The sequence below is a fragment of the Streptomyces flavofungini genome, from assembly GCF_041028215.1.
GTDB classification, from domain to species: Bacteria; Actinomycetota; Actinomycetes; order Streptomycetales; family Streptomycetaceae; genus Streptomyces; species Streptomyces flavofungini_B.
Map to the genome: position 1 here is coordinate 1 of NZ_JASKYR010000086.1, position 18,199 is coordinate 18,199.

The window sequence follows — 18,199 nt, forward strand, 5'->3', positions numbered from 1 at the left end:
ACCGCCCCCCGTCGGCTCCCTCCGAACCGCGCCCCCGACATCGTTGTCGAGAGCGCGGCCCGTGTGGATCGCGGAGCTACGGGAGGGGGCGACGCTTATCGCGTGTAGACGGCGGCACTGCCGTACAGCTCCTTGGTGAAGGCGGAGACGTCGGCGCTGCGGTCGGTGCCGTCGAGGTTGTACGTCAGGTAGACGCCGTAACCGCCGCTGACGGTGCGGCGGGCGAGGTCGGTGACCGTGCCGCGCGAGGTGCGGCCGATCTCGACGGCCGCGGGCGACAGTTTCGACTTGGGCAGGGAGATGCCGGGGACCTGCCAGGTGCCGTAGTACGGGTTCCAGGCGTAGTCGAACTTGGCGGAGACATCGGTGCCGCCGCAGGAGAGGCGCGACGCGGACGGGCCGATGTTGTAGAGGCTGATTATCTTGTCCGGCATGTTCGCGCGCAGCGCGGTCACCAGGTGCACGAACGAGCTGGCGTTGGGCTGGCCGGTGCCGTTCTTGCCGTACTCGGCGTACTCGTCGTCGAAGTCGATGCCGTCGAGGCCGTACTTGGAGACGGTGTCCGACATCTGCTTGGCGAAGGCCGAAGCCGCCTGCTGGGAGGGGAAGTTGGCGAAGCCCGCGCCCTCGTGGTTGCCGAGCACCGAGAGGACGACCTTGATGCCCTTCTGCTGCAACGGCCGTATCTGCGTGGCAGCGTTGTCAAGGACTCGCTGCACGTTCTCGTTGAAGTACAGATACGCCGCCTTCTTGGTCGTGTCGTAGTTGATGTTCGCCGCGAAGATCACGGCGACGTCGAAGACGTTGCCGCCGCCGTTGGCGAGGGTGTACTTGCCGACGTTCAGCATGCTGTTGTTGTTCACCTCGACGTACGCCACCGAGGTCGGCCCCTGTTTCCTGGCGGCGGGGGCGGGAGCGGGGGCCGCTGCCGCGTCGGTCATGGCGGTCGTGGCGAAGGCGAGGGCCGCGACGGCCGAAAGGGCGAGCGCGGCGGTCCGCGCTCTGCTCCGTACCAGAGTGAACATCGTTGATCGGTCTCCCATCGCATGGGTCGGCGCCCGACCTGTCCGGGAGCGCCGAGTGGGCCCTCCGAGTTTTCCCCTTTGTCGCAGGAATCCCAAGATTCGCGCGCGAACTCTTCACGACTCCCACGCACCTCGCGGCCCCGCGGCGCGTCTCACCCGCGTCACCCGCTGAGGGCGACGTGCCGCGCGCCGGAGGCCCGCAGGGTGGCCGGTAGCAACGAGCCCCGCCACGAGAGGACGCCGTCATGCCGATCGCCGGTGTCGTCGGGCCGCTGGTGGGCCGCGTCGTGCAGCAGCTCGTCCGCGTCAGCATCCTCGACATGGCGACACGCCTCGCGGCCCAGGCCTTTCTGGCCTGCCTGCCACTGCTCATCGCCGTGGCGTCGTTCTGCCCTCGGGGCGTCCGGGAGGAGCTGCTGCGCTCACTGCGTACGCTGCTCGGTGCCGCCGGGCCCGTGATCGCGCAGACCGAGGAGCTGGCCACGGGCGGCGACACCGCGCTGCACAGTTGGGGCGCGGTGGGTGTGCTGGTCGCGCTCCTGTCGGCGACGGCCTTCACACGGGCCCTGCAACGGCTGTGCGAGCGCTCCTGGGAGCTGCCCCGGGCGGCCGTCCGGCTCGTCGCCTGGCGCTGGGCCGTGTGGCTGCTCGTCTGGGCCGCGATGCTGATCGTGCAGGGCACGCTGCGCCGGGCGTTCGGCGCGGGCCCGGCCCTCGGCGTGGCGCTCCAGCTCATCGCCGCGGTCCTGCTGTGGTGGTGGACCCAGCACCTGCTGCTCGTGGGCCGGGTGCCGTGGCGGCTGCTGCTGCCGGGTGCCCTGCTGACCGGTACCGGGACGGTCGGGCTCGGCGCCGTGTCGGGGCTCTGGCTGCCGCGCGCGCTGCGGGTGAGCGAGGACCGTTACGGGGCGCTCGGCTCGGTGTTCACCCTGCTGTCCTGGCTGATCGTGCTCTTCACCGTCGTCGTGTTCGGCATCGCCGTCGGCCGGACGCTGTGCCAGGAGAAGGTCCTGCGGCGCCACCTCGACGAGGCCGCGCGGTTCGTCGCGCGGCACACCCGTACCGCCGTGCCGGAGGCCGAACCGGAGGCGCCGGAACGCTCCGGCGGCCGCAAGTGACGCGCGGGACTACCGGGGGTCGTCCGCCGCCGTCACCCGGCCATCCCGTACCGCCTCCGCCAGCGCCCGGTAATCGCGCTCGTTCTGGTCCGCGTAGGCCTCGGCGAAGCGGACGACGGCCCGGTCGAAGGCGTCCGAGCGGCCCAGATAGGCGGCGATGGCGATGCGGTCGCCGGAGCGCGCGTGGGCGCGGGCCAGTGTCGCTCCGCACAGCCTGGCGAAGAGCCGCATGACGTCGGGGGTCATCAGATCGGGCTGCGGGATGGCCTTCCAGTCGCGCAACTGCCGCAGGTAGAAGTCGCGTTCGCGGCCGTCGAGGCCCTCCACCCGCTCCCAGCCGAGGAACATGTCGCTCGTCGCCTGCATCATCCGCTGGCCCGCGACGACCCGCTCCCCCTGATTGACGTGGCCGCTCGGCCCCGCGAAGTCCGCGAGCACCGACTGCTGCGCCTCCTTGGCCTGGAGCAGCAGCGGGTCCTCGTCGTCACGGCCGAGCAGCAGGATGATCCAGCACCGGGTGCCCACGCTGCCCACGCCGACCACCTTGCGGGCCATGTCCACCACGCGGTACTGGGCGAGCAGCGCCCTGCGGTCGGCGGGCAGGGTGTGCGCGTAACGCTCGATCAGATCCCTGAGCTGCTCCTCCAGGATCTTGCGTTCGACGCCGGGCATGAGGACGCCGAGCGGGGTGACGAGGGGCGGGTCGKGGACGATGCGGGGTTCGCCGCCGAGGGTTCCGGCCAGCTTCTCCAGCGCCTGAAGGTGGTCGCGGGTGCGGGCCTTCTTGAGCGTACGGGACATCCGTTGCCGCGCCCGGGTGTCGAGGCGGCCGGACATCGTGGCGAAGAGCTCCTCCGCGTCGATCCGCGCGTACCAGACGTCCAGGGTCCGCATCCCGGCGAACTCCGCCATGGCCGTACGGTACGAGCGGACCGCCCGGCTCACCGTGCGGGCCCGCTCCGACCGGTTGTAGCCGTTGCCGCGCCCGGCGATGACGAGGCTGGCCGCCAGGCGTTTCACGTCCCACTCCCAGGGTCCTGGCAGGGTCTCGTCGAAGTCGTTGACGTCGAACATCAGGCGCCGCTCCGGCGAGGCGAGCAGCCGGAAGTTCATCATGTGCGCGTCGCCGCAGAGCTGGGCGCGCAGGCCGCTGGCCGGGGTGGTGGCGAGGTCGGCGGCCATGATCGCGGCCGCTCCCCGGTAGAAGCGGAACGGCGACTCCAGCATGCGGCCGTAGCGGATGGGCACCAGCTCGGTGAGCCTGCTCGCCGACTGCCGTTCGAGCACGTCCACCGGGTCGGGGCGGCCGGGTGCGGGGGCGAAGTCGCCATGGCTCGGCCGCGGGACCCTGGACCGCGCGGCCCGTCCCCGCGTGGCCCGCTCCGCCGGGGTGAGGTGAGGGCTCGTGGTCCCGGTCATGGCGCACTCCCTTTCGACGAGCCTTCTACGGTGGCCGGGCGGCTGTTCCGTCAGGCCCGCGCCCGGCGCTACGGACTCTGGGCGAGGACCGGCCGCCCGGCGTCACCCTGCCCGTGTGAGGTCGCCTGCCAGGGGTGAGGTCCGGCGCGCGGCGGCGCAGCAGACTGCCCCGCATGGAACCGCCGATGCGTGGACTGCCTCATGAGCGTGGAACGCACACATGGCCGGGAACGCGTGCCGTGCCCGGGCCGCGCGGTTTCGGGCCGCGCGGCCAGCGGTGGCTCGCCCGTGCCTCCCTCACCTCCGCGGTCGCCGCCGTGCTCGTACTCGCCGTGTTCGCGGGCGTGCGCACCTTCGGGCTGCTCGGGGTGGGGCTCGCGGGGCTCGTCGTCTCCGTCGCGGCGGTCTGGTGGGCGGTCAGCAGGCGGGGGGTGTTCCGGCTGCTCGCGGTGGTGCTGGCGCTCGCCGCGCCGCTCTGGGTCCTGGTCGAGTACGCCAGGGCCAACCTGGTGTGGGTGGCCGTTCTCTCGGTCGCGCTGTGGCTCCTCGCGGCGGGCACGGGCCGGGCCGCCATCGGCCTGCGCCCGGCCCCGGAGACGATGCCCGAACGGCCGGCGCCGAGGCCGCGCCGCCCGGTGCTGATCATGAATCCGCGCTCCGGCGGCGGCAAGGTACGCCGCTTCGGGCTGCGCGAGCAGGCGGAGGCGCTCGGCGCCGAGGTGAAGCTCCTGGAGTGGCGCGAGAAGACCGATGTGGCGGCCCTGGCCCGCACGTGTGCCGCAGAGGGCGCCGACCTGCTCGGGGTCGCGGGCGGCGACGGGACCCAGGCGCTGGTCGCCGATGTCGCGGCCGCCCTCGACCTGCCCTTCCTGGTGATCCCCGCGGGCACCCGCAACCACTTCGCGCTGGATCTGGGCCTCGACCGGGAGGACCCGTCGAAGGCCCTGGGCGCCCTGCGCGACGGGGTGGAGCTGCGGGTGGACCTCGGCCGCGCGGGCGGGCGCCCCTTCGTCAACAACGTGTCGTTCGGCGCCTACGCGGAAGTGGTGCAGAGCCCGTCCTACCGGGACGACAAGACCCGCACCACCCTCCAGCTCCTGCCCGACCTGCTGATGGGACACCGGGGCGCCCGGCTGACGGCGCGCGCCGGTGAGCGTGAGTTTTCGGAGCCGCAGGCCCTGCTGGTGAGCAACAACCCCTACGGGTCACACGATGTCGCGGGGCTCGGCCGCCGTACGCGCCTGGACGGCGGGGTGCTCGGCTGTGTCGGTGTGCGGGTCAGGAGCGCCGCGCAGGCCGCGGGGCTGCTGCGCGGCAACAGGTCGGCGGGGCTGGCGCGGACCACCGCCCGGAGTGTCGWCGGGGAGGCGGTGCGGATGCCGACCCCGGTGCGGTGCGAGGTGCGGCCGGGCGCGCTGCGCGTGGTCGTGCCGCGGCGGCGGCCGGGGGCGTACCAGGAGCGCCCGCCGCTCGACTGGCGGCAGATCGGCAGGCTCGGGTTCGCCTCGGGCCGCCGGGACGCGGGGGCCGTTGACGGTGCCGCCCGCGGCGGCGGTGATCACAGCGGAGCGCCGTAGGCCTTGTGTGCCTCGCGGTGTCCGTACATGACGAGCGACCAGATCACCAGGATGTCCAGGAAGATGATGAGCGCGGACCACGCCGGGTAGTACGGGGTGAAGAAGAAGTTCTCCACCGCGCTGAGGCCGACGACCACGATGCCCACCACGCGGGCCCAGGTGCGCCCGGAGAACAGGTTGAGCGCGGCGGCCAGGACGATGACGCCGGAGATCATCTGGATCCAGCCCCTGGCGTTGACGTTGAAGTCGAAGGGGTAGTCGCTCTGGGCCTGCTGGAAATTGTCGTTGAGGACCGTGGCGAGCCCCGCGATCGCGTTGAACGTACCGCTGATGCCCATCACGCACGCGGCGAAGACCACTCCGCCGAGGGCGACCGGATTGATGCGCACCTCCGGCTCCCCCGCCTCGGAGCGGGCCTGCCGCGGTGAGGTCTGTCCAGCCATGTCGAGCCTCCTTCGTCGTGGAGCCGGAGCATCCTGCGCCGCCCCCGCCCGCCGGTTCACCCGCAGCGGATGAGGCTCCTGGCCCTGACACCGCGAGAATGGAGCCGAGGCCAGGCCGTCGCATCGGGAGGTGACGCCATGGGCAGGGCGCACGCGAGCGCGGCGGGGACGCCCCCGGGCCGCGCCGACTTCGAGATCCGGGTGCGGGGCAGGTTCGGTGAGGCCTTCCGGTCGGCCTTCGGCGAGCTCGCGGTCGAGATGCGCCCGGCCGAGACGGTCCTCCTCGGCGCCGAGCTCGACCAGGCGGCCCTGTACGGAATCCTCGACCGCATCCAGGCGCTGGGCCTGGAGCTCCTTGAGGTGCGAAGGCTCCCCGGGGCCGGTGGCGAGGCCTGACCCGGCGAGCGGCCCGGTGTCGCGGAACCGCCCCCGCGGGAAGGGCGGATCCCCGTCGAGCCCCCTTGAGAACGGGACCGACAAGCCTCTTCCCGACCTGCTCGGCCTTCCCCACTGTGGAGGAGTAATGCCCTGCACAAGGGGAGGTGAAGGGCATGTCCGCAGCAGTGTGCGCGGAGTCGGCCGGTCATTCGCCGACCGCTGGAGAAGTGTTCGTCCTGCACAGGCATCTGCGGTCGATCGGCCGCCGGGAGGACAGTGCGGAGACGGCCGTGGCGACCTGTCTGGTGTGGGTCGCCGCGGTCCTGATGCGGGCCGCCCACGACGTGGCGGACCCGCAGAGCGCGACGGCTCTGATGAACGACGCGACGGCGGTGCTCGACTCGGTGGCCGCACCCGCCACCCCGCCCCGCCTCGTGCCACCGTCCGGCGTACCGTCGCCCGGGGTGCCGTCGCCAGGCGTACCGCCGCCCGGTGTGCCGTCGCCCGGCGCCCCCCTCACGAACCAGCAGCTCGCGCTCCTCCGGCAGCTTCAGGAGGAGGCGTCCCTGCGGGAGATCGCGGACAGGATGTACGTCTCGTACAACACGGCCAAGAGTCACTCGCGGGCCGTGTACCGCAAGCTCGGGGCGGCGTCACGCGCCGAGGCCGTGCTCCGGGCGCGCGAGCTGGGGCTGGTGTAGGGCCCCGGCACCCCGGAACACGGCGGAGAGACGTCACAGCAACTGGAGCTCACGGGCCCGGCGCACGGCTGCCGAGCGCCGGGTCACGGCCAGTTTGCGGTAGACGCTCTTGAGGTGGGTCTTCACGGTGTTGACCGAGAGGTACAGGTCCTCGGCGATCTCCTCGGTCGTCATCATCTGGGCGAGGCGGCTCAGCACATCGCGCTCGCGTGCGCTGAGCCGCTCGGCGACGGCGACCGTGCCGCCCGCGGCCTCCGGCGCGCCGGGGAGCACGGGACGTGCGGGCCGGGCGGGGTCGATCAGGGCGGCGCAGGCGGGAACCACCGTCCGCAGCACCGCGCGGGGCAGCCGCGCCCCGGCCACCATGTCGCCGATCGGCACATCGCGCGGGCCGCCGCGCTCCACCGTGCCGATCAGCCCCGCCAGCAGGGAGCCGACCCCGGACAGGAAGGCGGCGGGCCGGGCGCCGAGCACGGCCTGCGCGTCGGCGAGTTCACGGCGGGCCCGGCCGTGGTCCCCGCGCGCCAGCTCGACCCAGGCACGCGCCATGTGCAGGGCGGCCCGCGCGGGTTCGGCCGCGCTCCACGCGGGCAGGGGCGGCAGGACGGCCTGCTTGGTCAGCTCGTCGGCGGCCCTGCACCGTCCGCGCAGCACCTCAAGGAGCGCGAGCTCGGCCAGGCAGTCCCTGCGCAGCGCGCCGTTGCCCGCGGCGCCCGCGGCCTTGAGCCCGCCGGTGAGCGAGGCCTCGGCCGCCTTCAGGGCGCCCTCCCGCAGCTCGCCGCCGCCCCGGATCGCGAGGGTGAGGGCGGTGATCTCGGGGCGCTGGGCCAGCGCGGCGTGCGGCAGGCGCGCCGAGGCCGCCGCCGCGTCGGCCGCCGCCGCCCGCGCCTCGCGCGGCGCACGGGTGCGCAGCCGCTCCATGCGGATCACCGCGTGGGCGAGGCGGCACCGCGCCGCTCGGTCGTCGTCCTCCTCCGGCAGCTCGGCCAGGAGCCGCCGCGCGCTCTCCATGTACCGCGTGCACGCCTGGTCGTCGCCGTGCGTCTGGGCGACCGCCGCGGCGAGCAGCACGAGTTCGGGCTCGTCGGCGGCCAGGTCGGCGGGCAGGAGCCGCAGCAGTTCGGGCGAGAGGCGGGTCTTGGCCGGGCCGAGGACCTGGCCGATCGCCAGGCGGTCCACGACCACCCGGCCGATCCGGGCCCAGTCGCCCGCGGCGAGCAGATGGCGTACGGCGTCGGCCAGCGCGCCGTGTGCCACGAACCATGCCGCCGCCCGGCCGTGCAGCACCGGGACGAGCCCCGGCTCCTCATGGCGCAGCCGCATCCGCAGGACGTCGGCGAACATCTGGTGGCAGCGGAACCAGCCCTGGCCCACGGGCCGGAGGAAGGAGTTGTCCCTGACGAGGGCGGCGAAGTGGCCGCCCGCCTCCTCGCCGGAGAGCTCGGCGGCCAGTTCGGCGTTCATCCGGTCGAGCACGCTCGTCGTCAGCAGCAGTCTGCGCATGCCGGGCGGCTGGAGGTCGAGCACCTCCTCGACGAGGTAGCTGGCGATCGCCTCGTCGTCGCCCGCGAAGTCGTTCACGAACCGCTCGGGGTCGCTCCGCTTCTCCAGGGACATCGCGGCCAGCCGCAGCCCCGCCGCCCAGCCGTCGGTGTGGCGGCGCAGCACGCTGACGGTCTGCCGGGGCACCTCGATGCCGTGCTGGGCGAGCAGGGCGGCCGTCTCCCGGTCGTCGAAGGCGAGGTCGGCGGTGCGCAGTTCGGTGAGTTCGCCGGTGAGCCGTCCGCGGTGCAGGTGCAGGGGCGGGTCACGGCGGGCGAGGACCACGAGGCGCAGCACACCCGCGGTGTGCCGCAGCAGGCTCGTGACGCCCTCGGCGACCGGGGAGCCGGGGGCGGGCTGGAAGTCGTCGAGGACCAGGACCACCGGCTCGTCGCGCCCGTTCAGTTCGCGCGCGAGCGCCGCCACGAGCAGCGGGCCCTCGCCCGCCGAGACGTGTTCCGTCAGGTCCACACCCGCGGCGCGCAGGGCACCGACCACCCGCGGCCAGAACACGCACGGCTGCTCGGCCCTGCCGTCGCAGGTGACCCAGGCCAGCGGGCCCGGCGGGCGCCGGGTGTGCGCCCATTCCAGGCCGAGGGCCGTCTTGCCCGCGCCCACCGGGCCGACGACCACGGTCAGGGGCTTGAGCGTGCCCCGGGSSMSSSKGGCCGTCAGCCGGGGGCGGGGGACCAGCCACTGGGGCAGTGCGGGCGCGGTGCCCGCGGCCCCCGGGCCCGGGGCGTCACCCCCCGGGTGTGACCACTCGGCCATGGCCCCCACCTCGCTCTCGCAGTCGTGCGGTGCGGCACAGGCAAGTGTGGGGCCGACGCCTCGGGCGCGGCGCGCGTGCGGGCGTCATCTCACCCGGGTGAAGTTCCGGCGTGCGACGGCGTGCGACGGCGCGCACGACAGGGACACCCGTCCCCGCCGGGAGAAGCGCCCGCACCCGCGGACCGATGCGCCTCGGTCAGTCCTCCCGGAGCGCCTCGACCAGCTCCTCCTCCCGGTCCTTGGTCAGCGAGGTACGGATCACGCTGGGGTTGAAGGGGCGCAGGGCGTCACGTACCCGGTCGGGGGTCGAGCGGCGCACCAGCGCGAAGACGGCGGAACGTCCCGGTTCGAGCGTTCCCGCGATCTCCTTGATGAAGGCGTCGTTGATCCCGACGTCGGTGAGCTTGCCCGCGACGGCGCCGGTGGCGGCTCCCACCGCGGCACCGAACACCGGCATCAGGAAGAGCAGCCCGAACAGCGAGCCCCACAGCGCGCCGCCGGCCGCCGCGACGCCGGTCGTGCTGTACGTCTGGTGCACATGGATCTTGCCGTCCATGGTCCGCCAGGCGATCGCCGCGTCCTCCAGGTCGAGCAGCTCCTGTTTGGACATGTCCTTGGCGAGGGCCAGTACGGCCTCCGCCTTCTCCTTGTCGGAGAATCCGAGTACGACGAGATCGGCCATCAGGCCCTCCTGTGGTTGTCGCGTTCCTTCGGGTCCGGCTGTGCTCCGTTGCCGCCGTTGACGCCGTTGCTGCCATTGAGTACGGGTTCGCCGGAGCGCCGTGCCGCCCTGATGAGTGCGGCGGCGACGGGTTCGAGTGCCTCTTCGGTGAGGAAGCCCTCCGCCACGGGCACGCCACCGGCGTCGCGGACGGCCTTGCGCAGGTGCTTCGCCCAGACGTGTTCCAGGAGGACGAAGGCCGCCGCGGTGCCGGGGTCGAGGGAGTCGGCCATGTCCCTGATCTGGGTGAGCGACAGGCCGAAGGCGTTGCCCTCGGCGACGCTCGGATAAACGTCCTGTGCCCCCTTGAACCACTCGGCGGAGATGCCGAGCAGCGCGGCGACGGTCTCCCCCATCCCCTCCGCCTGGAAGTCGAGGGTGACCAGCTCCCCGGTGGTCTCCTTGCCCACGAAGAGCAGGTCCAGGACGTGGATCTGCTCGTTGGACTCCAGGACCGCGAGCTCCTCGACGACCCGCCCCTCGAACTTGGCGTCCGGGCCGAAGCCGATCGTCAGGAGCTGGACCGGTCCGATCTCAGCCATGGTGCCTCCCTTCGGCGGAACTGCCGCCGTCACAGCCGCCATCACAGCGGTACGGCCGGTCGGGTCGCGTCACCCGCCACAGGTGAGGGAGACGGGCCCGGCAGCGGCCACGGTGGCCCGTGGAGGTGGGGCACCGATGAGCGACGACGAGACGTCCGAGGCGGAAGTCCGGCGGCTGCGGGCCGAGGTGGAGCGGCTCCGTGACCGCTCGGCGGCCGAACGGCGGCGCCACGCCCGTACGCTGTCCGTACGGCGGGCCGTCGCCGCGGTGCTGATCGCCCTGGTCGCCGTGGTCGCCGTCTCCTCGGTCGTCGGCGTGTGGGGCTCGCGGACCACCCTGAACACCGACCGCTGGATCGCCACGGTGGGCCCGCTGCCCGAGGACCCGAAGGTCAACGCCGCCGTCTCGAAGTACCTGACGGACGAGATCTTCGACCAGGTGGACGTCGAGCAGCGGCTGTCCGACGCGCTGCCGCCGCGCGCCTCGTTCCTCGCGGCACCGGTCACCGGGGCCGTCCACGACTACCTGCGGGACTCGGTCTCCAAGCTCATCGCCGACGACCGGTTCCAGGAGCTGTGGCGGGAGATGAACCGGCGGGCCCACGCCCGGATCGTCGCGGTCCTCGAAAGGAGCAACGACAACGTACGGGTTCAGGGCGACACGGTCACCCTGAACCTGCTGCCGATGATCAACAACCTTCTGCGCTCCCTGGAGGAGCGGCTCCCCACCCTGTTCGGCAAGGAGCTCGATCTGCCCGCCCTCTCCTCCGGTGAGATCCCGCCCGGTCTGCACGACCGCGTCGAGAAGGCGCTCGGCGTCGACCTGCCCGAGGACTTCGCGCAGATCCGGCTCTACAACCGGCACGAGCTGGGGCGGCTCCAGGACGCCGTCCTGGTCTTCAAGCGCGCGGTGGTGGGGCTGCTGATCGCCGTGCCGGTGCTGCTCGGCATCGCCCTGTGGGTCTCCCCGAACCGCAGGCGCACGCTGCTCCAGCTCGGCCTGTGGCTGGTGGTGACCGTCACGGCGCTGTCGACCGCCCTGCGGGCGGTGCGGGATCAGCTGCTGGGCCAGGTGCCGCCCGGGGTCTACCGCGAGGGCGTGCGCTCCGCCCTGTGGACGATCTTCACCACCCTCCGTGAACGCGGCGACCAGCTGCTGTGGCTCGGCGTCGCCATCGCCGTCATCGCCTATCTGGCGGGGCCCGGCAGGCTGCCGGTGCTGCTGCGCGGGCTCGTGGCGCGGGGCGCCCGCGCCACCGGGCACTTCCTCGCACACGCCGGTGACCGGCTCGGCGAGAGGAAGACAACGGTGCGGCCCTGGCTGGCCCGGCACGCCGATGTGCTGCGGGTCTCCGGCGTCGTCGTGGCGGCCCTGGTGGCGCTGCTCCTGTCGTCGTGGACCGGCCTGCTGGTGACCGGCGTCCTGCTGGGGGCGTACGAACTCGCGATCACGCTTGTGGCGCGGGCGGAAGCCTCACCCCCAGAAGGGGAGGCGGCCCCCGGGGCCCCCGCCAAGACTGGCGCCCCTGGCTGAACGGGCCGGGCCGACGCAGGGAGGCCGTCCATGAAGAGGCAGACGCACGCGGGCCGCTCCGGAATGGCCGGCGAAACGGGCGGCAGCTCACGTCTGTGGGGTCCCTACCTCAGCGAGCGCCAGTGGGGCACGGTCCGCGAGGACTACAGCCCAGGCGGTGACGCCTGGTCCTACTTCCCGCACGACCACGCGCGCTCGCGCGCCTACCGCTGGGGCGAGGACGGGCTCGGCGGCATCTGCGACGACAAGCAGCGGCTCTGCCTCGCGCTCGCCCTGTGGAACGGCCGCGACCCGATCCTCAAGGAGCGCGCCTTCGGCCTCACCAACCAGGAGGGCAATCACGGCGAGGACGTCAAGGAGTACTACTTCTACCTCGACAGCACTCCCAGCCACTCCTATCTGCGCTACCTGTACAAGTACCCGCAGGCGGCGTTCCCGTACAACGACCTCGTCGCGGTCAACGGCGGGCGCACGCGGCAGGACTTCGAGTACGAGCTCCTGGACACCGGGGTGTTCGACGACGACCGGTACTTCGACGTGACGGTGGAGTACGCCAAGGCCGACCACGACGACGTGCTGATGCGGGTCACCGTCGACAACCGCGGCCCCGACGAGGCCACCCTGCATGTCCTGCCGACGCTGTGGTTCCGCAACACCTGGTCCTGGGGCGAGCACCCCGGCGAGACCCCCAAGCCGGTCCTGCGGGCCGTCGAGAGCCCGCGTCCGACCCTCGCCATCCGGGCCGAGCACCCGGAACTCGGCAGCTACGACCTGCGGTGCGACAGCTCCGCGGAGCTGCTGTTCACCGAGAACGAGACCAACAACGAGCGCCTCTTCGCCACCCCCAACGCCTCGCCCTACGTCAAGGACGGCATCGGACGCCGCGTGGTCGACGGCGACATGGGCGCGGTCAATCCGGCACGGCACGGCACCAAGGCCTCCGTGCACCACACCCTCACCGTCCCGGCCGGCGGAACCGTGACGCTGCGGCTGCGCCTCGGCCCCTCCGGCGCCCACCTCCCGCTGCTGCCGAAGAAGTTCGACGCGGTGATCGCGAGCCGTCTCGCCGAGGCCGACGCCTTCTACCGTGAGCTGACGCCCGAGGGGGCGAGCGAGGACGAGGCGCGCGTACTGCGCCAGGCGCTCGCCGGAATGCTCTGGTCCAAGCAGTACTACGGCTTCGACCTGGAGACCTGGCTCGCCGAGCACGACCTGACCCCGTGGAGCCCGCCGCGTCCCGGCGTCCGCAACCGCGAGTGGTTCCACATGGTCAGCGACGACATCGTGTCGATGCCGGACAAGTGGGAGTACCCCTGGTTCGCCGCCTGGGACCTGGCCTTCCACGCGGTGGCCTACTCCGTCGTCGACGTCGGCTTCGCCAAGGAACAGCTCGAACTGCTGCTGCGCGACACCTATCTGCACCCCAACGGGCAGATACCCGCCTACGAGTGGAACTTCGGCGACGTGAACCCGCCGGTGCACGCCTGGGCCGCGTACTTCGTGTACACGGTGGAGAAGGGCACGACCGGCCACGCCGACCACGCGTTCCTTGAGCGCACCTTCCAGAAGCTGCTCACCAACTTCACGTGGTGGGTCAACCGCAAGGACCCCAGCGGCCGCAACGTCTTCCAGGGCGGCTTCCTCGGCCTGGACAACATCGGTGTCTTCGACCGCAGCGCGCCGCTGCCCACCGGGGGCACCCTGGAGCAGGCCGACGGCACCGCCTGGATGGCGCTGTACTGCCAGTCGATGCTCCAGATCGCGGTGGAACTGGTCGAGCACAACCCCTCCTACGAGGAGCTGGTCCTGAAGTTCGTCGAGCACTACCTGTGGATCGCCGCCTCGATGGACCGGCTCGGGGACCTCGGCGACGAGCTGTGGGACGAGGAGGACGGGTTCTTCTACGACGTGCTCCGGCTGCCCGACGGGCAGGCCGTCCGGCTGAAGATCCGCTCCATGGTCGGGCTGCTCCCGCTCTGCGCGTCGACCGTCTTCGAGCCGCCGCAGCTGGAGCGCCTCTCCGGTCTCACCGAGCGGCTGCGGCGCTTCGCCGACCGCCACCCCTCGCTGTCGGTGACGCTGACGGCGGCCTCGGCGGGCACGACGGGCGGTCCCCGGCTGCTCTCGGTCGTGGACGAGAAGAAGCTGACGCGGGTGCTCGGACATCTCCTGTCGGAGGACGAGTTCCTGAGCCCGTACGGCATCAGGGCGCTCTCCCGGCACCACGCGGAGCACCCGTACTCGTTCTGGGTGCACGGCGAGGAGTACAAGGTCTCCTATCTGCCCGCCGAGTCCGACAGCGGCATGTTCGGCGGCAACTCCAACTGGCGCGGCCCGGTGTGGCTGCCGATGAACGCGCTGGTCATCCGCGCGCTGCTGAACCTCTACGGCTTCTACGGCGACGACCTCACCGTCGAGTGCCCGACCGGGTCCGGGGTGCACAAGAACCTCTACGAGGTCGCCGGGGAGATCTCCGCGCGGCTCGGGCGGATCTTCCTGCGCGACGAGTCGGGGCGGCGGCCCGTCTACGGCGGCCAGGCGAAGTTCCGCGACGACCCGCACTGGCGGGATCTGATCACCTTCTTCGAGTACTTCCACGGCGACAACGGCGCCGGTATCGGCGCCGCCCACCAGACGGGCTGGACCGGTCTGGTCGCCGCCCTGATGAAGATCTTCGGAACGCTCGGCCCCGACGACTTCCGCCCCGGCTCCAAAAGGAGGGGCGGCCGATGAGCACGCTGCCCGCACAGCCCGTCATCCACGAGGTGAACACCCGCGTGTGGCTGCGCGAGACCGCGCGGCGCACCGGGCAGGCGGCCGGTCATCCGGCCGGGCTCGCCGAGGTGCCCAAGGACGCCTGGGACGAGCTCACCCCGCCGGGGGTCGACGCCGTCTGGCTGATGGGGGTCTGGGAACGCAGCCCGCGCGGGCGGTCCATCGCCCTGGACGACCCCTCGCTGCGCACCGCGTTCGCCGAGGCCATCCCCGGCATCGGCGAGCGGGACATCGCGGGGTCGCCGTACTGCATCCGCCGCTACGAGGCCGACCCCGCGCTCGGCGGCCCCGAGGGGCTGGCCGCCGCACGGGCCGAACTCGACCGCAGGGGCGTCGGACTGCTCCTCGACTACGTGCCCAACCACGTCGCCCCCGACAGCCCCTGGGTGAGCGAGCACCCCGAGTTCTTCGTGCGGGGCGGCGCGGCGGACGTCCGGCGCGACCCGGCCGCCTTCCTCGACACCGGGCGGGCCGTGCTCGCCCGGGGCCGCGACCCCTTCTTCCCGCCCTGGCCCGATGTCGTACAGCTCGACGCCTTCGCCCCCGCGCTGCGGCGGGCGACCGCGCAGGTGCTCGACGGCATCGGCCGGATCTGCGACGGGGTGCGCTGCGACATGGCGATGCTGTTGATGAACGACGTGTTCGCCAGGACCTGGGGCGAGCGGGTGGGCGCCCCGCCCGCGCAGGATTTCTGGCCCGAGGTCATCACGGCGGTCCGCGACCGGCACCCCCGGATGGTCTTCGCCGCGGAGGCGTACTGGGACCTGGAATGGCCGCTCCAGCAGCAGGGCTTCGACTTCTGCTACGACAAGCGGCTCTACGACCGGCTGCTGCACGAGGACGCCGCGTCCGTCCGCTCCCATCTGCGGGCCGACGAGCGCTACCAGCGCGGGCTCGTCCGGTTCCTGGAGAACCACGACGAGCCGCGCGCCGCGCACACGCTGTCCCCGGCCAAGGAGCGCGCCGCCGCGGTGCTCATCGCCACGCTGCCGGGCGCCACGCTCTGGCACGAGGGCCAGTTCACCGGGCGCCGCGTCCATCTGCCGGTCTTCCTCGACCGGCGTCCCGACGAGCCCGTCGACCAGGCGCTGCGGGCCTTCCACGAGCATCTGCTCGCGCGGGTCCACGGCAGCGGCATGCGCACCGGCCGGTGGCGGCTCCTGGACTGTGCGGGCTGGCCCGACAACGACTCCGCCCGGCATCTGGTCGCCTCCTGCTGGTCGGGGCCCGCGGGCCGGTTCCTGACCGTGGTGAACCTCTCCGGCCGCCAGGCGCAGGCCCGCGTCCGGCTCCCCTGGGGCGAACTGGGCGAGGGCGCCTGGGAACTGACCGACCTCCTCCTCTCCCACCGGTACGGGCGCTCCGGCGCCGAGCTGCTCGGCAGCGGTCTGTACGTCGATCTGCCGCCGTGGGGCGCGCACCTGCTGTCCGCGGAGGCTCCCGGCGGCCGGTGAGGTCCGCTCACTCCTCCGGCTGCCGCCGCGTGGCGGTCCACCGTGCGCCGCTGCCGCGGCGGAACCCCTCGACGGCGCTCTCCACGGTCGGGAAGAAGTGGCCGGGGTCGAAGGCGCGGGTCAGTCCGTAGCGTTCGACCTTCTGCCGCACCGGGTCCTTCAGCTCGGCGAAGACCAGGTCGATCCCCTTGTTCTGGAGGGCCTCGTCGAGTTCCTCCAGTACGTCCGCGGCCGTCGTGTCGACGTCGGTCACCGGTTCGGCCGCGATCAGCACGCACCGCGGCGGCGGCTCGGTGCGCGTGCACCGCAGCACCTCGTCGCGGAAGGACTTGGCGTTGGCGAAGAACAGCGGCGCGTCGAAGCGCAGGATCACCAGGCCGGGCAGTTCCTCGGCGCGCGGGTAGGAGCGCACGTCGTGGTAGCCCGCCAGGCCGGGGACGCGGCCGAGCACCGTGCTGTAGGGCCACCACGCGCGCCGGAAGACGTTCAGGATGGACAGGCCCACCGCGACCGCGATGCCGGGCAGCACACCGAGCAGGGCCACACCGAGGAAAGCGGCGATGCAGAGCAGGAACTCCGTCTTGCGCTGCCGCCACAGGCGCGCCGTGCCCTTGGCGTCGGCCAGTGACAGCGAGGCCGTGACGACCACGGCGGCGAGCGTGGGCTGCGGCAGGTCGCGGAAGAGCCCCGGCAGCAGGACGAGCATGAGCACGATCAGGGTCGCCCCGACCACCCCGGTGAGCTGTGTCCTGGCACCCGCCCGCTCCGCGACGGCCGTCCGGGAACCGCTGGTGCTGACGGGGAAGCCCTGGAAGAGGCCCGCCGCCGCGTTCGCCGTGCCGATGGCGATCATCTCGTCGTTGCCGCGGACCTCCTGGCCCTGGCGGGCGGCGAAGGCGGAAGCGTTGGAGATGGTGTCGGCCAGGGAGACCAGGGCGATGCCGAGGGCGCCGACGAACAGCGGCCCGAGGTCGTCCCACCGCACATCGGGCACGGTCAGCGGCGGCAGCCCCTCGGGGAGCGTGCCGACCGTCCGCACCCCGTGGTCCTTCAGGCCGAGGACGACGGAGGCGGCGATGGCGAGGACCACCGTGACCAGGACGGCGGGGACCTTCGGCAGCAGCCTCTGGAGGAGCAGGATCACGGCGATGCAGCCGACGCCCACGGCGACGGCGGCCGGTACCGCCGCACCGTCGGCGAGAGCCCGTACGAAGGCCTCGCACTCCTCGATCAATCCGTCGGCGTCCGTGGAGAACCCGAAGAGCTTGGGGAGCTGGCCGATCAGGATGGTCAGGGCCAGGCCGTTCATGTAGCCGATCATGGTGGGCTTGGAGATCAGGTCGGCGACGAAGCCCAGGCGCGCCACCCCCGCGACGAGCGTGATCGCGCCGACCATCAGGGCGAGCACAGAGGCGAGGGCCACCGCGCGTGCGCTGTCCCCTTCGGCGGCGACCAGCGGCAGGACCGTCGCGGCGATCATCGGACCGAGCGAGGAGTCGGGCCCGAGCACCAGGATGCGGGACGGGCCCGCCACGGCGTACGCCAGGAGGCAGAGCACGGAGGTGTACAGGCCGGTGATCGCGGGCAGTCCGGCCAGTTCCGCGTACGCCATGCCCTGCGGCACCAGGAGGGTGCTCAGGACGATGCCCGCGACGACGTCCTTGGCCAGCCACTCCCGGTGGTAGTTCCGCAGCGTCTTCAGGCCGGGCGGTCCCCCGGGCACCGCGGCCTCACCGCCGCCCGGCGCCGGCGGCCCGCCGCCGGGCCACGAGCTTGCCGAGCTCCCACAGCGTCAGCAGCGCGAGCGGCGGAAGCAGGGCCCAGCCGAACTGTCCGGCACGCAGCGGTGTGGTGTCGAGCAGCCGGTTGAAGACGTCCGTCTGGGTCACCAGGACGGCGAGCGCGAACTCCGCCAGCATCGTCCAGTTGAGCTGCTTGCTGTCGAAGGTGTCCGCCGTGAGGACCGTGCCCGTCTCGCTGCGGCACTCCAGGGCGGCCACGATCAGGCAGAGGGCGAACGACGCGAAGGCGATGGAGTTGCCGACCCGGACGCTGTCGTACCGCTCCGTGCCCAGCTCGATCATGGCGAGCAGCCCCACGGCGACGGCCGTGCCCGCCAGTCCGACCGTGAGCATCAGGGCGGGCGTCATCACGGGCTGGCCGCGCGGGCGGGGGCGGCGGGTCATCAGGTCGCTCCTG

Annotated in this window: 15 protein-coding genes; 7 read left to right on the forward strand and 8 right to left on the reverse strand. The window is 72.7% G+C overall.

The genetic code is table 11. From position 1 onward, the window contains the following. Positions 1 to 95: 95 nt before the first annotated feature. A complete protein-coding gene (locus AB8Z36_RS08835; protein ID WP_369212653.1) occupies positions 96 to 1,025 on the reverse strand; it encodes an endo-beta-N-acetylglucosaminidase H in 930 nt (309 codons plus the stop codon). A gap of 245 nt (positions 1,026 to 1,270) precedes the next feature. On the opposite strand from AB8Z36_RS08835, the gene AB8Z36_RS08840 reads away from it, so the two are divergent. Further along, positions 1,271 to 2,143, forward strand: a complete 873-nt coding sequence (locus AB8Z36_RS08840; protein WP_369212654.1) for a YhjD/YihY/BrkB family envelope integrity protein — start codon at positions 1,271 to 1,273, stop codon at positions 2,141 to 2,143. 9 nt (positions 2,144 to 2,152) lie between these two features. Here AB8Z36_RS08840 and AB8Z36_RS08845 read toward each other — a convergent pair whose 3' ends face one another. Beyond that, on the reverse strand, positions 2,153 to 3,562 hold the full coding sequence (locus AB8Z36_RS08845; RefSeq protein ID WP_369212655.1) for a DUF2252 domain-containing protein: 1,410 nt from the start codon (positions 3,560 to 3,562) through the stop codon (positions 2,153 to 2,155). Between the two features lie 239 nt (positions 3,563 to 3,801). Here AB8Z36_RS08845 and AB8Z36_RS08850 point away from each other — a divergent pair, with 239 nt between their 5' ends. Then, positions 3,802 to 5,139 (forward strand): diacylglycerol/lipid kinase family protein, encoded by a 1,338-nt coding sequence (locus AB8Z36_RS08850; protein WP_369212656.1) that lies wholly within the window; start codon positions 3,802 to 3,804, stop codon positions 5,137 to 5,139. Here the strand turns inward: AB8Z36_RS08850 and AB8Z36_RS08855 are convergent. Further along, positions 5,121 to 5,582, reverse strand: coding sequence for a DUF7144 family membrane protein (locus tag AB8Z36_RS08855; protein WP_369212657.1), 462 nt, complete (start codon positions 5,580 to 5,582; stop codon positions 5,121 to 5,123). The genes AB8Z36_RS08850 and AB8Z36_RS08855 overlap by 19 nt on opposite strands. 138 nt (positions 5,583 to 5,720) lie before the next feature. Between AB8Z36_RS08855 and AB8Z36_RS08860 the strand changes: the two genes are divergently transcribed. Together AB8Z36_RS08860 and AB8Z36_RS08865 are read left to right on the forward strand one after the other, a co-directional pair. Then, positions 5,721 to 5,978, forward strand: coding sequence for a hypothetical protein (locus AB8Z36_RS08860; RefSeq protein WP_369212658.1), 258 nt, complete (start codon positions 5,721 to 5,723; stop codon positions 5,976 to 5,978). 155 nt (positions 5,979 to 6,133) lie between these two features. Then, positions 6,134 to 6,661, forward strand: coding sequence for a LuxR C-terminal-related transcriptional regulator (locus AB8Z36_RS08865; protein ID WP_369212659.1), 528 nt, complete (start codon positions 6,134 to 6,136; stop codon positions 6,659 to 6,661). A 33-nt stretch (positions 6,662 to 6,694) separates the two neighbouring features. On the opposite strand, the gene AB8Z36_RS08870 is transcribed toward AB8Z36_RS08865, so the two are convergent. The 3 genes from AB8Z36_RS08870 to AB8Z36_RS08880 form a co-directional block, all read right to left on the reverse strand. Further along, entirely contained in the window at positions 6,695 to 8,974 is a 2,280-nt protein-coding gene (locus tag AB8Z36_RS08870; RefSeq protein WP_369212660.1) for a LuxR C-terminal-related transcriptional regulator, read from the reverse strand. A gap of 196 nt (positions 8,975 to 9,170) precedes the next feature. After that, complete coding sequence (locus AB8Z36_RS08875; RefSeq protein ID WP_369212661.1) at positions 9,171 to 9,656, reverse strand: DUF1269 domain-containing protein; 486 nt, start codon at positions 9,654 to 9,656, stop codon at positions 9,171 to 9,173. After that, positions 9,656 to 10,237, reverse strand: coding sequence for a DUF1269 domain-containing protein (locus tag AB8Z36_RS08880; RefSeq protein ID WP_369212662.1), 582 nt, complete (start codon positions 10,235 to 10,237; stop codon positions 9,656 to 9,658). Before AB8Z36_RS08880 ends, AB8Z36_RS08875 begins: the two co-directional genes overlap by 1 nt. Before the next feature lie 136 nt (positions 10,238 to 10,373). On the opposite strand from AB8Z36_RS08880, the gene AB8Z36_RS08885 reads away from it, so the two are divergent. The 3 genes from AB8Z36_RS08885 to AB8Z36_RS08895 are packed head-to-tail and all read left to right on the forward strand — an operon-like array spanning position 10,374 to position 16,000. Further along, positions 10,374 to 11,771: a hypothetical protein gene (locus tag AB8Z36_RS08885; protein ID WP_369212663.1), complete on the forward strand. Its 1,398-nt coding sequence runs from the start codon at positions 10,374 to 10,376 to the stop codon at positions 11,769 to 11,771. A 30-nt stretch (positions 11,772 to 11,801) separates the two neighbouring features. Then, positions 11,802 to 14,504, forward strand: a complete 2,703-nt coding sequence (locus tag AB8Z36_RS08890; protein ID WP_369212664.1) for an MGH1-like glycoside hydrolase domain-containing protein — start codon at positions 11,802 to 11,804, stop codon at positions 14,502 to 14,504. Further along, positions 14,501 to 16,000, forward strand: coding sequence for an alpha-amylase (locus AB8Z36_RS08895; protein WP_369212665.1), 1,500 nt, complete (start codon positions 14,501 to 14,503; stop codon positions 15,998 to 16,000). Before AB8Z36_RS08890 ends, AB8Z36_RS08895 begins: the two co-directional genes overlap by 4 nt. A gap of 7 nt (positions 16,001 to 16,007) precedes the next feature. On the opposite strand, the gene AB8Z36_RS08900 is transcribed toward AB8Z36_RS08895, so the two are convergent. Together AB8Z36_RS08900 and AB8Z36_RS08905 are read right to left on the reverse strand one after the other, a co-directional pair. Then, complete coding sequence (locus tag AB8Z36_RS08900) at positions 16,008 to 17,723, reverse strand: SulP family inorganic anion transporter (protein ID WP_369212666.1); 1,716 nt, start codon at positions 17,721 to 17,723, stop codon at positions 16,008 to 16,010. Positions 17,724 to 17,730: 7 nt separating this feature from the next. Further along, on the reverse strand, positions 17,731 to 18,199 hold a 469-nt coding region (locus AB8Z36_RS08905; protein WP_369212667.1), incomplete at its 5' end, for a cation-translocating P-type ATPase C-terminal domain-containing protein.